The 17,821-nt window shown below is 68.9% G+C and carries 17 protein-coding genes; 9 read left to right on the top strand and 8 right to left on the bottom strand.

Going from position 1 to position 17,821, the window contains the following annotated elements:
- The first annotated feature begins 40 nt into the window (after positions 1-40).
- Positions 41-1,702 carry an energy-dependent translational throttle protein EttA gene (gene ettA, locus AC3A84_RS07245; RefSeq protein ID WP_487968923.1) on the top strand — a complete coding sequence of 554 codons (1,662 nt, stop codon included), beginning with the start codon at positions 41-43 and terminating at the stop codon, positions 1,700-1,702.
- Between the two features lie 169 nt (positions 1,703-1,871).
- Here ettA and AC3A84_RS07250 read toward each other — a convergent pair whose 3' ends face one another.
- The 3 genes from AC3A84_RS07250 to AC3A84_RS07260 form a co-directional block, all read right to left on the bottom strand.
- Positions 1,872-3,230 carry a TAXI family TRAP transporter solute-binding subunit gene (locus AC3A84_RS07250; RefSeq protein ID WP_487968924.1) on the bottom strand — a complete coding sequence of 453 codons (1,359 nt, stop codon included), beginning with the start codon at positions 3,228-3,230 and terminating at the stop codon, positions 1,872-1,874.
- Entirely contained in the window at positions 3,227-4,255 is a 1,029-nt protein-coding gene (locus AC3A84_RS07255; RefSeq protein WP_487968925.1) for a P1 family peptidase, read from the bottom strand. Before AC3A84_RS07255 ends, AC3A84_RS07250 begins: the two co-directional genes overlap by 4 nt.
- 167 nt (positions 4,256-4,422) lie before the next feature.
- On the bottom strand, positions 4,423-5,340 hold the full coding sequence (locus AC3A84_RS07260) for a LysR substrate-binding domain-containing protein (RefSeq protein WP_487968926.1): 918 nt from the start codon (positions 5,338-5,340) through the stop codon (positions 4,423-4,425).
- A gap of 131 nt (positions 5,341-5,471) precedes the next feature.
- Between AC3A84_RS07260 and AC3A84_RS07265 the strand changes: the two genes are divergently transcribed.
- The 3 genes from AC3A84_RS07265 to AC3A84_RS07275 are packed head-to-tail and all read left to right on the top strand — an operon-like array spanning position 5,472 to position 7,216.
- Positions 5,472-6,008, top strand: coding sequence for a sugar ABC transporter (locus AC3A84_RS07265; protein WP_487968927.1), 537 nt, complete (start codon positions 5,472-5,474; stop codon positions 6,006-6,008).
- Positions 6,009-6,024: 16 nt separating this feature from the next.
- A complete protein-coding gene (locus AC3A84_RS07270) occupies positions 6,025-6,351 on the top strand; it encodes a hypothetical protein (protein WP_487968928.1) in 327 nt (108 codons plus the stop codon).
- A gap of 22 nt (positions 6,352-6,373) precedes the next feature.
- On the top strand, positions 6,374-7,216 hold the full coding sequence (locus AC3A84_RS07275; protein ID WP_487968929.1) for an MBL fold metallo-hydrolase: 843 nt from the start codon (positions 6,374-6,376) through the stop codon (positions 7,214-7,216).
- Between the two features lie 139 nt (positions 7,217-7,355).
- Here AC3A84_RS07275 and AC3A84_RS07280 read toward each other — a convergent pair whose 3' ends face one another.
- The 4 genes from AC3A84_RS07280 to fabI form a co-directional block, all read right to left on the bottom strand.
- The gene (locus AC3A84_RS07280) at positions 7,356-7,709 is read right to left on the bottom strand and encodes a cupin domain-containing protein (protein ID WP_487968930.1); all 354 of its coding nucleotides are present in this window, start codon (positions 7,707-7,709) and stop codon (positions 7,356-7,358) included.
- A 152-nt stretch (positions 7,710-7,861) separates the two neighbouring features.
- Complete coding sequence (locus AC3A84_RS07285; protein ID WP_487968931.1) at positions 7,862-8,380, bottom strand: DUF411 domain-containing protein; 519 nt, start codon at positions 8,378-8,380, stop codon at positions 7,862-7,864.
- Positions 8,381-8,763: 383 nt separating this feature from the next.
- Entirely contained in the window at positions 8,764-9,387 is a 624-nt protein-coding gene (locus tag AC3A84_RS07290) for a YitT family protein (RefSeq protein WP_487968932.1), read from the bottom strand.
- Positions 9,388-9,714: 327 nt separating this feature from the next.
- Complete coding sequence (gene fabI / locus AC3A84_RS07295; protein WP_487968933.1) at positions 9,715-10,512, bottom strand: enoyl-ACP reductase FabI; 798 nt, start codon at positions 10,510-10,512, stop codon at positions 9,715-9,717.
- A 108-nt stretch (positions 10,513-10,620) separates the two neighbouring features.
- Between fabI and AC3A84_RS07300 the strand changes: the two genes are divergently transcribed.
- Genes AC3A84_RS07300 through AC3A84_RS07315 form a run of 4 tightly spaced genes read left to right on the top strand, consistent with a single transcriptional unit; the run spans position 10,621 to position 16,260 of the window.
- Positions 10,621-12,438, top strand: a complete 1,818-nt coding sequence (locus AC3A84_RS07300) for an extracellular solute-binding protein (RefSeq protein WP_487968934.1) — start codon at positions 10,621-10,623, stop codon at positions 12,436-12,438.
- 16 nt (positions 12,439-12,454) lie between these two features.
- The gene (locus tag AC3A84_RS07305) at positions 12,455-13,492 is read left to right on the top strand and encodes a microcin C ABC transporter permease YejB (RefSeq protein ID WP_487968935.1); all 1,038 of its coding nucleotides are present in this window, start codon (positions 12,455-12,457) and stop codon (positions 13,490-13,492) included.
- Between the two features lie 6 nt (positions 13,493-13,498).
- Positions 13,499-14,578 (top strand): ABC transporter permease, encoded by a 1,080-nt coding sequence (locus tag AC3A84_RS07310; protein ID WP_487968936.1) that lies wholly within the window; start codon positions 13,499-13,501, stop codon positions 14,576-14,578.
- The gene (locus AC3A84_RS07315) at positions 14,575-16,260 is read left to right on the top strand and encodes an ABC transporter ATP-binding protein (RefSeq protein WP_487968937.1); all 1,686 of its coding nucleotides are present in this window, start codon (positions 14,575-14,577) and stop codon (positions 16,258-16,260) included. The genes AC3A84_RS07310 and AC3A84_RS07315 overlap by 4 nt, the downstream gene beginning before the upstream one ends.
- A gap of 6 nt (positions 16,261-16,266) precedes the next feature.
- Here AC3A84_RS07315 and AC3A84_RS07320 read toward each other — a convergent pair whose 3' ends face one another.
- Entirely contained in the window at positions 16,267-16,647 is a 381-nt protein-coding gene (locus tag AC3A84_RS07320) for a FlxA-like family protein (protein WP_487968938.1), read from the bottom strand.
- 108 nt (positions 16,648-16,755) lie between these two features.
- Between AC3A84_RS07320 and AC3A84_RS07325 the strand changes: the two genes are divergently transcribed.
- On the top strand, positions 16,756-17,685 hold the full coding sequence (locus AC3A84_RS07325; RefSeq protein ID WP_487968939.1) for an alpha/beta fold hydrolase: 930 nt from the start codon (positions 16,756-16,758) through the stop codon (positions 17,683-17,685).
- Positions 17,686-17,821: the final 136 nt, after the last annotated feature.

Below are 17,821 nucleotides of genomic sequence, written 5' to 3' on the forward strand. Positions count from 1 at the left end.
GCGCCGGCAGCGCCGCCCCCATTCCAAGGAAAGAAAGCCAATGGCCCAGTACGTTTATTCGATGAACCGTGTCAGCAAGACCGTGCCCCCGAAGCGGCAGATCTTGAAGGACATCTCGCTCTCCTTCTTCCCCGGTGCCAAGATCGGCGTGCTGGGCCTGAACGGCTCGGGCAAGTCCACGCTGCTGAAGATCATGGCCGGCGTCGACAAGGAGATCGAGGGCGAAGCCATCCCCATGCCGGGCCTGAAGATCGGCTATCTGCCGCAGGAGCCGCAGCTCAACCCCGACCACACCGTGCGCGAGAGCGTGGAAGAGGCCATGGGCGAAGTCTTCGCCGCCAAGGCCAAGCTCGAAGAGGTGTACGCCGCCTATGCCGAGCCCGACGCCGACTTCGACGCGCTGGCCGCCGAGCAGGCCCGCCTCGAAGCCATCATCGCCACGGCCGGCACCGACTCCGAGCACCAGCTGGAAATCGCCGCCGACGCCCTGCGCCTGCCGCCCTGGGAAGCCACGGTGGGCGTGCTCTCCGGCGGCGAGAAGCGCCGCATCGCGCTGTGCCGCCTGCTGCTGTCCAAGCCCGACATGCTGCTGCTCGACGAACCTACCAACCACTTGGACGCCGAATCGGTGGACTGGCTGGAGCAGTTCCTGCACCGCTTCTCCGGCACCGTGGTGGCCATCACCCACGATCGCTACTTCCTCGACAACGCGGCCGAGTGGATTCTCGAACTCGACCGTGGCCACGGGATTCCGTACAAGGGCAACTACAGCACCTGGCTGGACCAGAAGCAGGCCCGCCTCGAATCCGAGCAAAAGGGCGAGGAAGCCCGCGCCAAGGCCCTGAAGAAGGAGCTGGAGTGGGTGCGCCAGAACGCCAAGGGCCGCCAGGCCAAGTCCAAGGCGCGTATCGCCCGGTTCGAGGAGCTGAGCGATTTCGAATACCAGAAGCGCAACGAAACGCAGGAAATTTTCATTCCCGTGGCCGACCGCCTGGGCACCCAGGTCATCGAATTCAAGGGCGTGACCAAGTCCTTCGGCGACCGCGTGCTGATCGACAACCTGTCGATGAACATCCCCGCCGGCGCCATCGTCGGCATCATCGGCCCGAACGGGGCCGGCAAGTCCACGCTGTTCAAGCTGATCGCCGGCCGCGAGCAGCCTGACAGCGGTGAAGTGGTGATCGGCTCCACCGTCAAGATGGCCTACGTGGACCAGAACCGCGATGCGCTCTCCGACGAGAAGACCGTCTGGGAAGACATCTCGGGCGGCCTGGACATCATCAACATCGGCAAGTTCCAGATGGCCAGCCGCGCCTATGCGGGCCGCTTCAACTTCAACGGCGGCGACCAGCAGAAGAAGGTGGGCAGCCTCTCGGGCGGTGAACGCGGCCGGCTGCATCTGGCCAAGACGCTGATCGCGGGCGGCAACGTGCTGCTGCTGGACGAACCCTCGAACGATCTGGACGTGGAAACCCTGCGCGCCCTGGAAGACGCGCTGCTGGAATACGCGGGCACCGTGCTGGTCATCAGCCATGACCGCTGGTTCCTCGACCGGATCGCCACCCACATCCTGGCCGCCGAAGGCGACAGCCAGTGGGTGTTCTTCGACGGCAACTACCAGGAATACGAAGCCGACAAGAAAAAGCGCCTGGGCGAAGAGGGTGCCAAGCCCAAGCGCATGCGCTACAAGGCGCTCAAGTAAGCGTCAGCTCCAGTGCAGGCAGGCGATCCGCCTGCCTGCCGCCTTGAAAAAAGCCTCCATCCCCTGGCCGGGGATGGAGGCTTTTTGCTATTTATTTGGTAGCGTTATGCCCAGATTTATCAAGCGCTGTGAGCGGTTTTGATGCTTGGATCGTCAGCGGTCCCCCGCATCAGCCCTGTGCAGGCCGCAGCTTGCGCCGCACCAGATGGATGTGGTTGCGCAGCGCGTATAGCTCCTCGGCATAGGAGAGCGGAACGCTCACCTTTTCGACCTGCGCCTCCAGCCGGTCCAGCTGCGTGCGCAACGCCTCGGGCGTGCTCTGGCCGACTTCCATCTCGTCCTCGATCTCGCGCAGCCGGCCGTACCAGCGGAACACGCGCGAGCGCACGCGGAACTGGTAGAGCGGCGGCACGATGCGCGAGAGCGGCAGCATGGCCGCCAGCAGCACGCCCAGCACCAGCCACATGCGCTCGATCAGGTTGGCGAGCCAGAACGGCAGGTAGCGCTGCAGCAGCGGCGGCGAGCCGTTGATGGCGCGGTCGCCCTCGGCGGCAATGGGCAGCTCGCTGTGGCGGGTGTTCGGAAAGTCACGCGCCCGGTTGAACCAGCCCGCGCCGCCGTGCAGCGTCTGCGCGGCCTGCGCGAAGAGCTGCAGCAGCGCCGGGTGCGTGCCTTCGCGCGCCAGCAGCGAGGTGGTGGAGGCCACCAGCCGCACGTCCGACGGCGGCACGTTGGCGGCCAGATCGACCACGCCGCGCGGCAGCGTGACGGGCGTGAGGAAGGGAAAGCGCCGGCCGTAGGCCTCGTTCTGCGGAAAGTCCATGAGCCGCACGCCGGGCGTCTGCAGCAGCATCTGCACCATCAGCGATTCGGGCGCGGAGGCGAACACCAGCGCATCCAGCCGGCCGGCCAGGAAGTCCACCGTCGCGGGCGTCTGGCCCAGCTGCGTGCGGTGGACGCGGGCCGGGTCCACGCGGTTGGACTCCAGCAGCTTGTCCATCAGCGTGGGCACGCCGCTGCCCGGCGTTCCCACGTTCACGCGCAGGCCGCGCAACTGCGCCAGGCTGGTCAGCCGGCCACTCTCGGTGACCCGGCGGGCCGCGTCCTCGCGGTAGAAAAGCCAGATGGGTTCGACGAACAGGCTGCCCAGCGATTCCAGCTCCTCGGTGTCGCCGGGCTGCAACTCGCCCGTGCCGCCCTGCACGAAGGCCAGATCTGCGGCGCCGTCGCGCAGCAGCTGCAGGTTCGCCGACGAGCCCTCGCTTTCCAGCAGCACCACCTCGATGCCATCGGCCGCCAGGGCCTTGCGGTAGCGCTGGCCGAATTCGGCATAGGCGCTCTGCGCGGGCCCGGTGGCCAGGGTGACCCGGCGCGGCGGATTGGGCTGCAGCCACCAATAGGCCAGCGCCACCAGGCCCACGGCCAGGAAGGCAAGCGGCCCGGCCGAAAGCAGCAGGTCGCGCAGGTTCAGCAAAGCAGTGCGCAGGCGCCTGGCGGCGGTGCGCGATCGCGCGGCCAGCAGGTTCATGGCCGGCCTCCGGCCAGATCGGCGGCGCCGGGCAGGTGCAGGCCCTGCGCGGTGGTGATGCCCTGCGCGGCCCAGACGGCGCGCAGCGTGGCGCGGGCCGTGACTTCGGCCGCCAGGGTGCAGAGCACCATCATGCCCAGCGTGCGGCCGGCGAGGCCCGTGCCCAGGGCGAACAGCGTGTCGCCGTCCGACAGGGTGTGCACGGGATTGATGGCGCGGGCCAGCCCGTCGTGCGCGCACACCGCCAGCCGGCGGGCCTGCGCCTTGGTGATGGCCGCATCGGTCGCCACCACGCCGATGGTGGTGTTGGTGCCGGCCAGCAGGCTCTGCGGCGCGTCGCCGGCCAGCAGGGCGCGGCGCGTGTCGTGCAGCCGCAGGCCGTCGGCCGTGCGGGCGCCGGCCACGGGGCGGCCGGTGTCCGGGTCCACCACGTCGCCGGCCGCGTTGCAGGCCACCAGCGCGCCCACGGTCACGCCCTCCACGGTAATCGAGGCGCTGCCGATGCCACCCTTCATGGCCCGGTCCATGCCGAAGAGCTTGCCCACCGCGGCGCCCGCCCCGGCGCCCACGTTGCCTTCGGCCGGGTCTTCGCGCGAGGCGGCGCCGCAGGCGGCGTAGCCCGCGGCGGCGTCGGGGCGGATGCGCGCGTCGCCCACGGGCAGGTCGAACAGCACGGCCGCCGGCACCAGCGGGATGCGGGCCACGCCCACGTCCAGGCCGATGCCGCGCTCTTCCAGCCAGCGCACGGCGCCGCTGGCCGCATCCAGCCCGAAGGCGCTGCCGCCGGCCAGCATCACGGCATGGATGCGCTCGACCAGGTGCGTGGGCTCCAGCAGATCGGTCTCGCGCGTGCCGGGCGCGGCGCCGCGCACGTCCACGCCGGCTACCGCGCCCTCGCGGGCGATGACCACGCTGCAGCCGGTGGGCCGGCGTGTGTCGGTGCAATGGCCGACCTCGATGCCGGCGACGCGGGTGATGGAGCCGGCATCGCCGGTGGGGCGGTATGCGAAGGAGGGCAGGGACATGCGGGGCATGGGCTGACGGTGGCCCGTGATGGCGAAGGGCGCCACCATAGCGCAACCCCGGGCCGGCGGATCAGCTGCCCGCGCGGTGGCGCTCCAGCCCATGCATGCGACGCGCGGAGTCGGCCCGGGACATGCAGGACTGCCTTGCGTTCCTCCTCCCAGCCGAGTCACGGGGCGGCCCGTGCAGGTGTCGCGCTGGCATGCGCTTCGCCGAGCAGCCACCGGGCGAAGGCCTGCAGGGGCTCCGAACTCAGCCCGATGGGGGACGGCAGTACCAGACAGAAGGTCTTCGCGACATGGCTCGCTGGAGGCCATGGCGCTGCCAGCCGGCCCTGCGCCAGGTCTGCCTCCACATAGAGCCGCGGCACGAGCGCGACGCCGAGGCCGGCCAGCGTGGCTTCGATCAGCATGGCGTGCAGGTCGTAGCGGGGCCCGATGGCGGGGTTCGTGATCGGTGTGCCGGTTTCTGCGGCGTAGCGTTCCCAGGCATCGGGGTTCTGGCGTCTGTGCAGCCTGGGCAGCGCGTCCAGCGAAGTCGCCGCGCCATGGGGCCCGAGCAGCGCGGGGTGGCACACGGGCACCAGTTCCTCCTGCAGCAGCGGATGGGTGTGCGCGCCGCTCCAGGCGGGATGCTCGAAATGGATGCACGCGTCGAACCCACTGCCGGGCAGCGCGAAGGGGTCCATCCGTTCGGCCAGATGCACGGTGATGTGCGGGTGCAGGCGCTGGAAGCGGGCCAGGCGCGGAATCAGCCAGCGCGTGGCGAAGGTGGGCAGGGTCGCGATGTCGAGGCTGGCGCGATCGTCCGGCTGGCCCATGAGGTATTGGCTCTCATGGTCCAGCCGCGCCAGTATGTCTCGCACCTGCAGGGCGTAGCGTTGCCCCTTGGGCAGTAGCCGCACCCGGTTGCCGATGCGCTCGAACAGCTTCAGACCGAGGAAGGATTCCAGCCGCCCGATCTGCCGGCTGATGGCGCCTTCGGTGAGCGACAACTCGTCTGCGGCGCGGGCGAAGCTGCCGTGCCTGGCTGCCGCCTCGAAGGCCAGCAGAGCGGACTGGCTCGGTATCTTGCGTCGAAGGGCCATGAGAGGGTTTCCTTGATTTTTTGTCACTGAAGCATACCGATAAGTCGTTTTACGGCGCACTCCTTGGCTTCTACCATGAGCAAACGTCAACAACACGGCGGGCGCCTATGGCCTCCGCAGGAGCTTTTTCAATGATCTACACGGTGGAATGCCAATTCACGGACCCGGCCCGCGAAGCCGGCTGGAACGACTTCTACAGCCTGGAAAAGCTGCCCGCGCTGATCTCGGTGGCGGGATTCCATACCTCCCAGCGCTTCAAGGCCCTGCGGCCTGGGTGCCCCACGTATTTGGCGCTGCATTCGATCGACGGCCTCGACGTGCTGCTGGGGCAGGAGTACCGCCTCAAGGGCGGTGGCAGTTTCTCGCGCTGGCAGGAACACATCGCTGACTGGCATCGCAATCTCTACGCTGGACTGGACCGCGCACCGGCCGTCGCCCGGGGCGAATACCTGGTGCTGAGTTCCGTGGGGCCCGAGCCCTTGGCGCGCAGGGGCCTCGCCCCGGCCGCGATCCACTCGGTTGCCCTGGACCGCTCGCCCGAGCGCCGCTGGCTGGCGACGGTCCGCGCTTGTGCGCTGGCCGTATCGGACTGGCCGGATGACGTGCATGCCTATGCGCCGATGTCGGACGCACTGACGCCCGGCTGTGCCGATGCCCGGCCGCAGTGAAGAGGCAGGCCTGCACATGCCCAACATCACGATCTTCATACCGCCCGGAGCGATGCCGGAGGACGAGCCGCTCGCCGAACTCTCGGACCGATGCGCCGGACTGTGCATCGGGGTCCTTCGCGCCGCCCCGGAGAACGTGCATGTCGCCTGCGTCGCCGCGCACCTGGGGCGGGGGCATCCGGTCTTCGTCGATGTGCGCTATCGGCTGGAGCCATTCCGCACGGCGGACACCATGGCGTCGTTCATGGACGGCCTGGAGGACGCGATCCGGAGCGCGACGCGGCTCACACCCCGCATCCGCTGCTTCGGCTACGCAGCGTCGAACATTCATGCCCGCAATTGACATGCGGGCGGAGGAGCACGCGATGCCCGATACCGGTTTACCGAGCCGCCAGGTGGGCGATTTCTCGATCACAGCCCTGAGCGATGGCTATCTTTGCGCCAGCCTGGATCTGTTGACGAACATCGACGCGGCCGAGGCCCGACGCATCCAGGAGGGGGCAGGCGTGCGGGAGCCGTCATCGGTCCACATCAACGCCTATCTGGTGCGTGGCCGCGGCCGCACGATGCTGATCGACACGGGGGCGGGGGGCTTCCGGCAATGGGGCGGAGAGCTGATGCACCGCCTGGCGCGGGCGGGCGTGCGGCCTTCGCAGGTCGATACGGTGCTGCTGACGCACGCGCACCCGGACCATATCGGCGGCCTCCTGGACGCCACGGGTGCGTCGGCTTTCCCGAACGCCGAATTGGTGGTGCATCGCACAGAGATCGCCTTCTGGCAGGATGATGCCCACCTGCGTCGTGCCAGCGAGCGTGCGCGCGGCAACTTCGTGGTGGCGCGGCGGGCCTTCGCTGCCTATAGCGGGAGGTTGCGGCTTATCGACGCTGGCGAGGTCATGCCCGGGCTGTGGGCCGTGCCGCTGGCAGGCCACACCGCAGGGCACACGGGCTACCGGTTCGACGCCGGCAGCGACGGCCTGCTGGTCTGGGGCGATGTGGTGCATTTTCCGAGCATCCAGGCGGCGCACCCTGATGTGTCGATCGCCTTCGACCAGGACCCGCTGCTTTCCGCGCGCACGCGCACGGGGCTGCTGGACTTCGCCTGCGCCGAGCGCCTGCTGATTGCAGGGATGCACCTGGGAGCCGCGGGCTTCGCGCGTATCGAACGGGCGGCCCAGGGATACGCGGTGGCGTATGAGATTCCGTAGCGGATCTCTCAGTGGGTGCCCGGCATTGCGAGGGCAAGGGCGGCCAGGACCGGTTCGCAGCGCCTGGCGCGGGCTTGCTTCGCTCGCGCCGACAACGCCGGCAAGGCTGCCCGCGCCGCAGGCAGGCCGCCCGCATCCGTCAGGCGATGACCCAGACCTTGCGCACCGTCTCGATGGTGCGCCAGGTGCCCACATAGCCGGGCTTCATGATGAAGCAGTCGCCCGCCTTGTAGGTCTTGGGTTCATGGCCGCGTTCGGTGATTTCCACCACGCCGGAGAGGATCAGGCAGAACTCCCAGGTCTCGCCCTTGATGGAGTGGTTCACGCCGGGCGTGGATTCCCAGACGCCAGCGCGCACGGCGCCGTCCTTGGCGCTGTCGATGTCCCAGTTACGGCAGACGATGTCGCCTTCGATCACGCGGTCGGCCGGCGGACGGTATTCGCGGGCTTCGCCGAGTCGGTCGAAGTTGAAGGTGACGAGCAGATCGGACATGGCGGGGGCTCCAGCGGCGCAAGGGTTGTTTCGGATGCACCGATGCTAGAAGCGCAGGCCGCCCGCGTGGTGCGGAAGTGGCGGCCCCGTTCAGCGGCAAATACGCTATGGGGCCGGCGCTTCAGCGCAATCTGCCGGTGGCTGCCGGTGCCCTAGCTCTGGCGGTTGGCGGGGTAGTGCTGAAACACGCTGGTGGTGCCGTCGCGGGCGACCAGCAGCACGTCGAAGGCATCCCGCCGGCCGCCGTAGATGGCGCCGTCCATGCCGGGCGAGCCCACGGGCATCCCCGGCACGGCCAGGCCCAGCGCTCGCGGCTTTTCGCGCAGCAGGCGTCTCACGTCGGCAGCCGGCACATGGCCTTCGAGGACGTAGCCGCCCACCAGCGCCGTGTGGCAGGAGCCGAGCTGGGCCGGGAGACCCAGGCGCTGGCGCACCGCGGTGTTGCCCACGTCGTGGACGCCGACGCGAAAGCCGGCCGCCTGCATGTGGGCCACCCATTCCTTGCAGCAACCGCAATTCGGGTCCTTCCAGACTTCCAGGTCGGCTGGCACGTTGGCGGTCGAGGTAGTGGCGGGAGCCGCGGCCCGTGCCAGCAGTGGCAGGGCGCCGGTGGCGGCGAGCGCTAGCGCGTGTCGCAGCCAGGTGCGGCGTGGGGCGCAGGAGGGATTCATGGTGAGGCTTCCTCGTGAATAAAAAGGGCTACGGCCCCTGTAGATGCTGCGCATGAAGCTATGATTTTGATAGTAAGGCGCCGGGCCGGGCTTGCGCAGGCGAGCCGCGTCAGCCGCGGTGCGCCAGGCCTTTGCGTGCACCCGGGGCACGCTGAACATGCCGCCCCTCGCCAGCAGGCCCCAAGGTGCCTTGGCCGGGCATCATGGTCAGGGTGCTGTCGGTCAGGGCCGTGTCCATGGTACCCATTTCGCCACCGCCGGGCACACCTCGGGCGCATTGCCGGGCGCGCCGCCCACGAATCCGATCCGCGGCATCCAGCCCGCCGCCGAGTCGGTGATCGCGCCTGGACTGCGCGCTTTGAGGAGTGTGCGGCGGCCGCTGGTCAGACAGCGGTGTAGCGCCCGGGCCGGTGGTTGAGCGCCAGCACCAGGTTGAGCGCCACCGCACCGACGATGGAGTAGGCCACGCGCAGCGGATCGACCGTGAGCAGAGCCAGCAGCACGATGCAGCAGTCGATGCCCATCTGCACCTTGCCCGCGCGCCAGCCGTAGCGGTCCTGCAGGTAGAGGGCGAGGATGCCCACGCCGCCCAGGCTGCAGCGGTGGCGGAACAGCACCAGAAAGCCCGTGCCGGTGATGAGCCCGCCCGCGATGGCCGCGTAGAGCGGCTGCAGTTGAGCGAACTGCAGGAAGTGTGGCTGCAGCGTGGTCAGCACCGACAGCAGCAGCACGGCGGCAAAGGTCTTGAAGGTGAAACTGCGGCCCATCTTGCGCCAGGCCAGCCAGTAGAAAGGCAGGTTCAGGACGAAAAAGAGGGCGCCGAAACCCACGCCGGTAGCGTAGTGCGCCAGAAAAGCCAGTCCGGCCGTGCCACCCGTGAGCAGTCCGGCGCCGGTGAAAAAAGCCACGCCGATGGAGATCAGCAGGACGCCCGTGAAGAGCGCGAGGGCGTCTTCCAGTGGGGAGTGGGGGACGACGGGGGACGGGGCGGTGGCGGTGCGGCTCATGGTACGGGACGGGGCTGCTGACGGGCCCGGCGCTGCCGATGCCGCACCGTTCGCGCGCCCGGCCTCGCTCGGGAGGAAGGCTGCGATTCTAGGGAAAACCATGAGGCTTTCGGGCGGCCTGGGTGCCACCCCGCCGCTGCGATGCCGGCTGCCGTCACTGGCCGTGCGGCTTGCATCCTCGCTCCCCCCTTCGAGCGCCCCTGCGAGATGGATCGCACGCCGGCCCCCGAAATGCCAAGGGCGCGGGACCGTGAAGTCCCGCGCCCTTGTCGCTTGGGGCCGAGGCCGGCGTGTGCCGGCCACCGTGCCCGATCGATCAGTTCCCGATCAGGCCAGATTGGCGCTGTCGCGGCTGATGCCGCCGGTCTGGCTGAAGCCGCCGTCCACATACATGATCTCGGCCGTCACGCCGCTGGCGAGGTCCGACAGCAGGAAGGCCGCGGCATTGCCCACGTCTTCGATGGTCACGTTGCGGCGCAGGGGCGAGGCGTCGGCCACGGTGCCCAGCAGCTTGCCGAAGTCCTTGATGCCGCTGGCGGCCAGGGTCTTGATCGGGCCGGCGCTGATGCCGTTGGCGCGCATGCCCTTGGGGCCCAGCGATTCGGCCAGGTAGCGCACGCTGGCTTCCAGGCTGGCCTTGGCCAGGCCCATGGTGTTGTAGTTGGGAACGGCCCGCAGGGCGCCCAGGTAGCTCAGCGTGAGCACGGCGGCCTTGTCGTTCAGGTAGGGCAGGGCGGCCTTGGCCATGGCGGGAAAGCTGTAGGCGCTGATGTCGTGCGCGATGCGGAACGATTCGCGCGACAGGCCTTCGAGGAAGTCGCCGGCGATGGCTTCACGCGGTGCGAAGCCGATGCTGTGCACGAAGCCGTCGAACTTCGGCCAGGTGGCCGACAGGTCGACGAACATGCGCTCGATCTGCTCGTCGCTCCCCACGTCGCAGTCGAAGATCAGCTGGGAGTCGAACTCGGCGGCGAAATCGGTGATGCGGTCCTTGAAGCGCTCGCCCACGTAGCTGAAGGCCAGTTCGGCGCCTTGCGCGTGGCATGCCTTGGCGATGCCATAGGCGATGGAGCGGTTGGACAAAACGCCCGTGATGAGCAGCTTCTTGCCGGTCAGGAAACCCATTTGTAGTTCTCTCCAGTGGAAATGCGGTAGGGAGGGCGGCCGGATGGGCTGGCGGGCCTTGGGCCCTGCCAGCGCGGGCCTGCCGCCGCCGTGGTGCAGAATTGTCGCATGCGGTTCTTGGCGATCTGTCTGCTCTGGGGAAGCTCTCTGTGTGCCGTGCCGGCCTGGGCCGCGCATGGCTATGCGCTGTGGGGCGACCTCAAGTACCCTGCCGGTTTCGCGCACTTCGGCTATGTGAATCCCGACGCGCCCAAGGGCGGCGAGCTGCGCATGGTGAGCAACCTGCGCTATTCCACCTTCGACAAGTACAACCCCTTCACGATGAAGGGATCGCCGCCGGCCTATCTCTCGACCCTGCTGTTCGATACGCTACTCACGGGCTCCATGGACGAGACAGCGTCCGGCTATGGCCTGCTGGCCGAAGACGTCGAAGTGCCGCCCGACCACCTGAGCGCCACCTTCCGCCTGCGGGCCGAGGCGCGCTTCCACGACGGCAGCCCGGTCGAGGCGGCCGACGTGAAGTACACCTACGAGACGCTGACCGGCCCCTACGCATCGCCCAGCTACGCAACCTTGCTGCAGGACGTGGCCGGCGTCGATGTGCTGGACCGGCGCACCGTGCGCTTCCGCTTCAAGCAGCCCAACCGCGAACTGCCGCTCACGGTGGGCAGCCTGCCCATCTTCAGCCGCGCCTGGGGGCGCGATGCGAGCGGCAAGACCAAACGCTTCGACGAGATCGTGACCGACACGCCCATCGGCAGCGGCCCCTACCGCATCGGTCCGGTGGCCTTCGGGCGCGACATCACCTACGTGCGCGACCCGAACTACTGGGGGCGCGATCTGAACGTGAACCGGGGCGAATACAACTTCGACCGCATCACCGTCAAGATCTACAAGGACAACACCGCGCGGCTGGAGGCGCTCAAGGCCGGCGAGTTCGACTTCATGACCGTCTATTCGGCGGGCGACTGGGCGCGCCGCATCGACGGCAAGCTCTTCAAGCAGGGCGTGCTGGTCAAGAAGGAGCTCAAGCACCAGCTGCCCGCGGGCTTCCAGAGCTATGTGCTCAACACGCGCCGGCCGCTGCTGAAGGACGTGCGTGTGCGCGAGGCGCTGGGCCTGGCGCTGGACTACGACTGGATGAACCGCCAGATGTTCTACGGCGGCTATCCGCGCGTGACCGACCTCTTCGGCAACACCGACTGCCGGGCCACCGGCACGCCTGGGCCCGAGGAAATGAAGCTGCTCGAGCCCTGGCGCGGCAAGGTGCCTGACGCCGTGTTCGGCCCCATGTACCAGCCGCCCACGACCGAAGGCGAGGGGCATTCGCTGAGGGGCAACCTGCGCCGCGCCCGCCAGCTGCTGGCCGATGCCGGCTGGACCTACCGCGATGGCGCGCTGCGCAATGCCCAGGGCCAGCCCATGGTGCTCGAATACCTGGACAGCAAGGAAGTCGGCGCGCGCACCGTCACGCCCTGGATGCGCAACCTCGAAAAGCTGGGCGTCACGCTGCGCTTCGCCTCGGTGGACTTCGCGCTCTACCTGCAGCGCATGGATAAATACGACTTCGACATCATCACGCTCAACTACCCCGGCACCTACAACCCGGGCCAGGACATGCAGGAGCTCTTTGGCAGCCAGCGTGCCGACGTGGAAGGCGCCAGCAACCATGCGGGCGTGAGGAGCCCGGCCGTCGATGCGCTGGTGAAGGCGCTGACCCGTGCCGATTCCAAGGCCGAACTGCTGCCCGCCTGCCGGGCGCTGGACCGCGTCATCATGCACAGCCACTACCTCATCCCGCAGTGGTTCCTTTCCTCGCACCGCGTCGTCTATAACCAGCAGCGCCTGGCCTACCGCGCGCCCATGCCGCCCTACGCACGAGCTGAAGAATGGGCCATGTCCACCTGGTGGAGCCTGAAGCCTTAACGCACCGAACGACTGCATGCTCGTCTACATCGCCAAACGCCTGCTGCTCATGCTGCCCACCTTGCTGGGCGTGCTGCTGCTGACCTTCGTGGTGATCCAGTTCGTGCCGGGCGGCCCGGTGGAGCAGTACCTGGCCGAGGCGCGCACCGCCGCCGGCAAGGGCGGCGGCGGGCTCGAGTCCGGCGGCATGAACTACCGCGGAGACCAGGGCGTGGACCCGAAGCGGCTAGAGCAGATCAAGGCGCTCTACGGCTTCGATAAGCCGGCGCACGAGCGCTTCTGGCAGATGCTGGGCCAGTTCGCCCGCTTCGATCTGGGCCGCAGCTTCTTCCAGAACAAGAGCGTGTGGGAGCTGGTCAAGGAAAAGCTGCCCGTCTCCATCAGCCTGGGCCTCTGGACCTTCTTCATCAGCTATCTGGTGGCCGTGCCGCTGGGCGTGGCCAAGGCGGTGCGCGCCGGCTCGCGCTTCGATCTGGTGACCACGCTGATCATCCTGGTGGGCTATGCGATTCCGGGCTTCGTGCTGGGCGTGGCGCTGCTGGTCATCTTCGGCGGACAGCTGCAGTGGTTCCCGCTGCGCGGGCTGACATCGTCCAACTGGGATCAGCTGAGCTGGGGCGCGCGCATCGCGGATTACCTCTGGCACATCACCTTGCCCGTGACGGCCATGGTGGCGGGCAGCTTCGCGGTGACGGCCATGCTGACCAAGAACGCTTTCCTGGAGGAGATCCGCAAGCAGTACGTGCTGACGGCGCGGGCCAAGGGGCTTTCGGAGCGGCAGGTGCTCTGGAAGCACGTCTTCCGCAACGCGCTGATCCCCATCGTCACGGGCTTTCCGGCGGCCTTCATCGGCGCCTTCTTCACCGGCTCGCTGCTGATCGAGACGCTGTTCTCGCTCGACGGCCTGGGCCTGCTGAGCTATGAGAGTGTGATCCGCCGCGACTACCCCGTGGTGCTGGGCACGCTCTACCTTTTCACGCTGATCGGGCTGGTCACCAAGCTGGTGAGCGACCTGTGCTACGTGTGGGTGGACCCGCGCGTGAAGTTCGACTGAGCCCCCATGAGCTTGACGCCGCCGTCCCCCATCCCCGCAGCGCTTCCTGCGTCGCCTGCGCCCTCGCTGTCGCCCTCGCGCCGGGCCTGGCTGCGCTTCAAGCGCAACCGGCTGGGTTTCTGGAGCCTCATCGTCTTCTGCGTGCTGGTCGTCATCAGCCTGGGCGCGGAGCTGGTCAGCAACGACCGGCCGCTGGTCGTGCGCTACGAAGGGCAGACCTATTTCCCGATCGTCAAGACCTACCCGGAGACCACCTTCGGCGGGGACTTCGATACGCCCACCGACTACCTGGACCCGTACATCCAGCAGCGGCTGCGCGCGGGCGACAACTGGGCGCTCTACACGCTCAATCCCTACGGTCCCAACACCATCAACTACTTCGCCAAGTCGCCCAACCCCTCCGCGCCCACGGCCGACAACTGGCTGGGCACGGACGACCGGGGCCGGGACATGGCGGCGCAGCTGCTCTACGGCTTTCGCGTGAGCGTGCTGTTCGGCCTGGCGCTCACCTTCACAGGCACGGTGCTGGGCCTGCTCACGGGCGCCATCCAGGGCTTCTTCGGGGGCAGGACGGATCTGGCCTTCCAGCGCTTCATCGAGATCTGGGGCTCCATGCCCGAGCTGTACCTGCTCATCATCTTCAGCGCGCTGTTCTCGCCCAGTCTCGCGCTGCTGCTGATCCTGCTGAGCCTCTTCGGCTGGATGGGCCTGTCGGACTACGTGCGTGCCGAATTCCTGCGCAACCGCCAGCTCGACTACGTGAAGGCCGCGCGCGCCCTGGGCGTGCCGAACCGGCAGATCATCTGGCGCCACATCCTGCCCAACAGCCTCACGCCGGTGGTGACCTTCCTGCCGTTCCGCATGAGCGCGGCCATCCTCTCGCTCACCTCGCTGGACTTCCTCGGCCTGGGCGTTCCGGCCGGCACGCCCAGCCTGGGCGAGCTGCTGAGCCAGGGTAAGAACAACATCGACGCATGGTGGATCTCGCTCAGCACCTTCGCCGTGCTGGTCGGCACGCTGCTGCTGCTCACCTTCATGGGCGATGCGCTGCGCGACGCCCTGGACCCCCGCAAGGCCGACCGATGACGACGACGACCGACGACCCGCACACCCCCGCTGCGGCGCAGGCCACGCCCGGCTCCGCCGAGCCGCTGCTGCGCGTGCAGGACCTGCGCGTGCGTTTCGGCGCCAAGGAGGTCGTGCATGGCGTGAGCTTTCACATCGGCACGGGCGAGAAGCTGGCCCTGGTGGGCGAATCGGGCTCGGGCAAGACCATCACCGCGCTGTCGCTGCTGCGGCTGGCGGGAGAGGCCCAAGTCGGCGGCCAGGCCCTCATGGGCGGGCGCGACCTGCTGGCGCTCACGGAGCGCGAGCTGCGCGGCGTGCGCGGCGGCGACATCGCCATGGTGTTCCAGGAGCCCATGACGGCGCTGAACCCGCTCATGGCCGTGGGCGACCAGGTGGCCGAAGTGTTGGAGCTGAAACAGGCGCTGACCCGCGCCCAATCAGCGCAGGCAGCTATTGAATTGATAGCGAGCACCGGCATTCCCGATCCGGCGCGGCGCGCGCGCTCCTTTCCGCACCAGCTCTCGGGCGGGCAGCGCCAGCGCGCCATGATCGCCATGGCTCTCGCCAGCCGGCCGCGCCTGCTGCTGGCCGACGAGCCCACCACCGCGCTGGACGTGACGCTGCGCGGCCAGATCCTCGATCTGCTCTCCGACCTGCAGCGGCAGACCGGCATGGCGGTGCTGCTGATCACGCACGACCTGAACCTCGTGCGCCGCTTTGCCGACCGCGTGGCGGTGATGGAGCACGGCACGCTGGTGGAAGAGGGCGCCGTGGCCGAGGTGTTCGATGCGCCGCGCCATGCCTACACCCGGCGCCTGATCGGCAGCGTGCCGGTGCGCGACGTGGACGAATCCCCCGCGCCCGCCGGCGCCGTGCCGGCCGCGGAGGCGCAAGACTTGCGCGTGGCCTACGCCACGCCGCTGCCCGGCCTGCGCGGCTGGTTCCGCCGCGGCGAGTTCGTGGCCGTGCAGGGGGCGGATTTCCGCCTGGCACCGGGCCGCACCCTGGGGGTGGTGGGCGAATCGGGCTCGGGCAAGTCCACGCTGGCGCAGGCCCTGTTGGGCCTGTTGCCGCACCAGGGGCGCCTGGCCATCGAAGGGCAGGGCTGGCAGCTGCCGGCGCAGCGCAATACGCCGGCCAACCAGGCGCTGCGCCGCCGCGTGCAGGTGGTGTTCCAGGACCCGTTCTCTTCGCTCTCGCCGCGCCTCACGGTGGAGGAGATCGTGGGCGAGGGGCTGCAGGTGCATGAACCTGGCCTGCCGCCGCCCGAACGCCGCGTCCGCGTTCAGGCCGCGCTGGCCGACGTGGGCCTGAGCGAGGCGCAGTTCCCCGGCCTGCTGGCGCGCTATCCGCATGAATTCTCGGGCGGCCAGCGCCAGCGACTGGCCATCGCCCGCGCGCTCATCGTGCAGCCGCAGCTGCTGGTGCTGGACGAGCCCACCAGCGCGCTCGACGTCACCATCCAGCAGCAGGTGCTGGCGCTGCTGCAGCGGCTGCAGAAGGAGCGGGGCCTGTCCTTCCTGCTCATCACGCATGACGTGGCCGTGATCCGCGCCATGGCGCATGAGGTGATGGTGATGCAAGAGGGCCGCGTGCTGGAATCCGGCCCGGTCGCGCAGGTGCTCGATGCGCCGCAGCACCCCTACACCCGCAAGCTCGTCACCGCGGCGGGGCTGGAGCCGGCGGCAGCTGCCGGCTGAAGACGTTCAGGCGTAGGTATCGACGTTCGCACCCAGGCCCTGGGCGGCCGCGGCCTTCCTGCCGGTGGCCTGGCTGTCCTGGTCCGCTGCGGCGGTGTTGCCTGCGGTGCCGGCGTTCTGCCGCTGGCGTTCGATCTGTTCCTGTTGCTGCTGCCGCTGGATCGCCGCGATCTGCGCCTGAACCGCCTGGATCTGCGCCTGCAAGAGGCGCGTCTTCTGCTCGCGCGCCTTGGCGTTCATGGTGGTGTCGCTGCTGGTCTGCTTGAGCGCTTCCGTCAGATCGCGCAGCTGCTTTTGCAGCGCGGCGGTGTCGCTGGAGCCGCCGGAGGCTCCGCTCCCGGACGCCGGCGCGACGGCTGCGGTGGAGGAAGTGCGGGATATTTGCATGCCGGCATTATCGGCAGACCGGCCTGGCGACTGAAGCCCAGGCCGCGCCCCAAGCCGCCCGGTGGCAAGATCCGCCATCGCCCGCCAGAACCGCCCCCAAGGAGACCCATGCCTTCCCCGAACGACGCCCTGTTTCCCGGCTTTGCCGCGCACGATTTCACAGTCGCCCCTGGCGTGCAGATCCATGCCGCCGTGGGCGGCAGCGGCCCGGCCCTGCTGGTGCTGCACGGCCACCCGCAGACGCACGCCATCTGGCACAAGGTGGCGCCCACGCTGGCGCGCCACTTCACGCTGGTGCTCGCCGATCTGCGCGGCTATGGCGATTCCTCCAAGCCCGCCGGCGAGGCGGGTCATGCCAACTACAGCAAGCGCACCATGGCCGCCGACATGCTCGCCGTGATGCGCCAGCTGGGCCACGAGCGTTTCACCGTGCTGGCCCACGACCGGGGCGCCCGCGTGGCGCACCGCCTGGCGGCCGACCACCCGCAGGCGGTGCGCCGCCTGGCGCTGCTGGACATCGCGCCCACGCTGGCCATGTACGAGCAGACCGACGAGCGCTTCGCCCGCGCCTACTGGCACTGGTTCTTCCTGATTCAGCGCCAGCCGCTGCCCGAGCGGCTGCTCGAAGCCGACCCCGCTGCCTATCTGCGCGACGTGATGGGCGGGCGCAGCGCGGGCCTGGCGCCCTTCGATCCGCGCGCCATGGCCGAATACGTGCGCTGCCTGTCGCTGCCGGGCGCAGCCCACGGGCTGTGCGAGGACTACCGCGCCGCCGCTGGCATCGACCTGGAACACGACCGCGCCGACCGCGATGCGGGCCGCCGGCTGGAGATGCCGCTGATGGTGCTCTGGGGGCGCGACGGCGTGATCGAGCGCTGCTTCGACGCCCTCGCCGAATGGCGCCGCGTGGCCAACGACGTGCGCGGCATGGCGCTGCCCTGCGGCCACTACGTGGCCGAGGAGGCACCCGATGCCCTGCTGGCCGCCGTGCTGCCCTTCTTGCAGGAAAGCCTGGAAGACACGTCCGCCGCTGCCTGACGGATTTGCCATGAAAAAGAGCGCGTAGCCCTTGCAGATCAAGGGCTGAGCGCTCTGTTTTTCATAGCTTGTACCCCGTGGGGCACCGATGGAATCGCGCCGCTTGCCACCCGGGCAGCGAGCGGTGCGGTCCTGT

It is taken from the genome of Paracidovorax sp., assembly GCF_057642795.1.

Excerpts from the sequence above, each read along its gene's own strand:
- AC3A84_RS07315 (WP_487968937.1), top strand. The coding sequence starts at position 14,575 with ATGACGACGACGACCGACGACCCGCACACCCCCGCTGCGGCGCAGGCC.
- AC3A84_RS07250 (WP_487968924.1), bottom strand. The coding sequence starts at position 3,230 with ATGAACCTGCTGGCCGCGCGATCGCGCACCGCCGCCAGGCGCCTGCGC.
- AC3A84_RS07325 (WP_487968939.1), top strand. The coding sequence starts at position 16,756 with ATGCCTTCCCCGAACGACGCCCTGTTTCCCGGCTTTGCCGCGCACGAT.
- AC3A84_RS07260 (WP_487968926.1), bottom strand. The coding sequence starts at position 5,340 with ATGGCCCTTCGACGCAAGATACCGAGCCAGTCCGCTCTGCTGGCCTTC.
- AC3A84_RS07305 (WP_487968935.1), top strand. The coding sequence starts at position 12,455 with ATGCTCGTCTACATCGCCAAACGCCTGCTGCTCATGCTGCCCACCTTG.
- fabI (WP_487968933.1), bottom strand. The coding sequence starts at position 10,512 with ATGGGTTTCCTGACCGGCAAGAAGCTGCTCATCACGGGCGTTTTGTCC.
- ettA (WP_487968923.1), top strand. The coding sequence starts at position 41 with ATGGCCCAGTACGTTTATTCGATGAACCGTGTCAGCAAGACCGTGCCC.
- AC3A84_RS07255 (WP_487968925.1), bottom strand. The coding sequence starts at position 4,255 with ATGTCCCTGCCCTCCTTCGCATACCGCCCCACCGGCGATGCCGGCTCC.
- AC3A84_RS07310 (WP_487968936.1), top strand. The coding sequence starts at position 13,499 with ATGAGCTTGACGCCGCCGTCCCCCATCCCCGCAGCGCTTCCTGCGTCG.
- AC3A84_RS07290 (WP_487968932.1), bottom strand. The coding sequence starts at position 9,387 with ATGAGCCGCACCGCCACCGCCCCGTCCCCCGTCGTCCCCCACTCCCCA.
- AC3A84_RS07270 (WP_487968928.1), top strand. The coding sequence starts at position 6,025 with ATGCCCAACATCACGATCTTCATACCGCCCGGAGCGATGCCGGAGGAC.
- AC3A84_RS07300 (WP_487968934.1), top strand. The coding sequence starts at position 10,621 with ATGCGGTTCTTGGCGATCTGTCTGCTCTGGGGAAGCTCTCTGTGTGCC.
- AC3A84_RS07285 (WP_487968931.1), bottom strand. The coding sequence starts at position 8,380 with ATGAATCCCTCCTGCGCCCCACGCCGCACCTGGCTGCGACACGCGCTA.
- AC3A84_RS07265 (WP_487968927.1), top strand. The coding sequence starts at position 5,472 with ATGATCTACACGGTGGAATGCCAATTCACGGACCCGGCCCGCGAAGCC.
- AC3A84_RS07275 (WP_487968929.1), top strand. The coding sequence starts at position 6,374 with ATGCCCGATACCGGTTTACCGAGCCGCCAGGTGGGCGATTTCTCGATC.
- AC3A84_RS07280 (WP_487968930.1), bottom strand. The coding sequence starts at position 7,709 with ATGTCCGATCTGCTCGTCACCTTCAACTTCGACCGACTCGGCGAAGCC.
- AC3A84_RS07320 (WP_487968938.1), bottom strand. The coding sequence starts at position 16,647 with ATGCAAATATCCCGCACTTCCTCCACCGCAGCCGTCGCGCCGGCGTCC.